Source organism: Streptomyces sp. NPDC002690 (assembly GCF_053592415.1).
In genome coordinates this window covers 1-1,867 of the sequence record NZ_JBSFVR010000671.1, presented here as the reverse complement: position 1 = coordinate 1,867, position 1,867 = coordinate 1, and the positions used below count along the sequence as shown (strand labels likewise).

The following is a 1,867-nucleotide window of genomic DNA, read 5'->3' as shown; positions in this document are numbered from 1 at the left end:
ACGGTGGCCGAACCACCGTAGAGGGTGCGGAAGTTCATCCGGGCGGACTCGGTGGTGAGCTCGACGGTCCGGGGTTCGGTGCCGTTGTTGACGGCAGCCCGTTGGCTGCTCCGTGCTCCGCTTGAACATCCGGGTCGCCGTGATCTCCCCGTGCACGGTCTCGCCCTCCGGGTCCTGCTGGGGCAGGCCCGGCCGCAGGTGCTCCTCGACGCTGATGTACTTCAGCCCGGCCCGCAGGTCCGCGTCGTTGCGGAGCCTGATCACCAGGGGGAACTCGGCGAGCGCCGTCGTGTCGAACAGCCCCGTCGTGTAGAGGAGCTGGACGCCGAGCGCGTCCGACACCGCGCGCTGGAGTTCCAGCAGGTACGTGGCGTTGGCGCGGCCGATGGGGTTGTCCAGGAAGAGCGTGCCGGCGTGCCGGTGCTTGTCGCGGCCACGGTCGTTGCTGCGGAGCGCGGCCATGGTGCAGTACAGCGCGATGGCCGCGGTGAGCAGCTGACCGCCGGAGAAGACGTCCCCCATCTGTCCGACGGGGACGCGTTCGGCGCGCAGCACCGCGTCGGGCTTGAGGATCTCCACCGCGATGCCCTTGGGCCGGAGCGCGGCCTCCACTCCGCGCAGCAACAGGGACATGCCGTCGCGGCGCAGGTCGGCGTTCTTCTTGAGGGCCGAGTGGGTCGCCTCGTCGATGACCTCGCCGAGTCGCTCGGTCAGCGTGGCCTGGTCGGGTTCCTCGAAGCGGATGCGGAGGAACTCCTGTCCCGACCACTCCCCCAGTCCCTCGGGCAGCCGGGACAGCCGCTGCGCGGAACGCAGGGTGGCGAGGGCCGATTCCACCAGGCCGCGCAGCCGGTCGGTGATGGAGTCGCGGTTGCGTTCCAGCTGCGCGAGTTCGTCGGTGAGGACGCGCAGCCGGGGGGCGAAGGCGTCGGCCCACTTCTGCGCGTGCTCGGGCAGGGCGGAGGCGGGGAGTTCGCGGATCTGCTGGCGGGCGGGGGTGCGTACCTGCTCGTAGCGGGTGGAGTTGGCGTGGCGTACCAGGATGTCGCTCGCCTCCCTGACCGCGGCCTCGGCGGCGGAGAGGTCGGCCGCGCAGCCGCGCAGTGAGCGGCGGGCCTCGGCGGCGGAGGTCCGGGCCTCTTCGAGGGTGCCGGGGTGCGGCTCGGGGCCGTCTTCCTCGTCCTCGGTGCCGTGGTCGCGCAGGAGGTCGCGCAGCAGGGCTGCGGTCTCGTCGAAGCCGCCCGCGGAGTCCTCGGCGGTGCGGTGGGCGTGCAGCAGCTCGGCGTGCGCGGCACGCGCGGTGTCCAGGGACGCGGTGGCGGCGGCGAGTTCGCCGGTGGCGGTACGGAACAGGGTCCGGGCGGCTTCGGCGTCGGCCGGGACGAGTTCCTCGGGCAGTTCGGTGTGGTGCGGCGACTCGTCGGCGGGGGCGAGGCGTTCGGCTTCGCCGCGCAGCCGGCCGAGCTGTTCGCTGGCGGTGGACGCGCGGGTCTCCAGGAGCTGGACGAGCGATTCGGCGCGGGCCGCCGCCGCCTGCCGGGAGGGGCTGTCGGCGCCGTCGGTGCCTTCGAGGAGCTGGGCGGCGCGGGTGCGCACCTTGTTGCTGAGGCGGTCGAGTTCCAGGAGGGCGGCGCTCTCGTCACTCTCGGCCCGTGCCTGTTCGGCGCGGAGGTCCGCGCCGACGCCCACCTTCTCGTACAGCTGGGAGGCCGCGCGGTAGGCCTCGCGGAGGGTGGGCAGCGCCTGGCGGGCGGTGTGCTCACCGGGCTCGGGCAGGGGTTCCGGTGCGCCCGCGATCTCGGCGCGTTCGGCGCGCAGCGCGCGGGCGGTGCGGCGGGCGTCGTCGGCGGCGCGCTGGGCGGCCCTG

General features: G+C 73.9%; 1 pseudogene. It reads right to left on the bottom strand.

Annotated elements, in window-relative coordinates:
• Nucleotides 1-1,867: pseudogene (locus ACWD3D_RS36540) on the bottom strand (hypothetical protein); the annotation flags it as partial.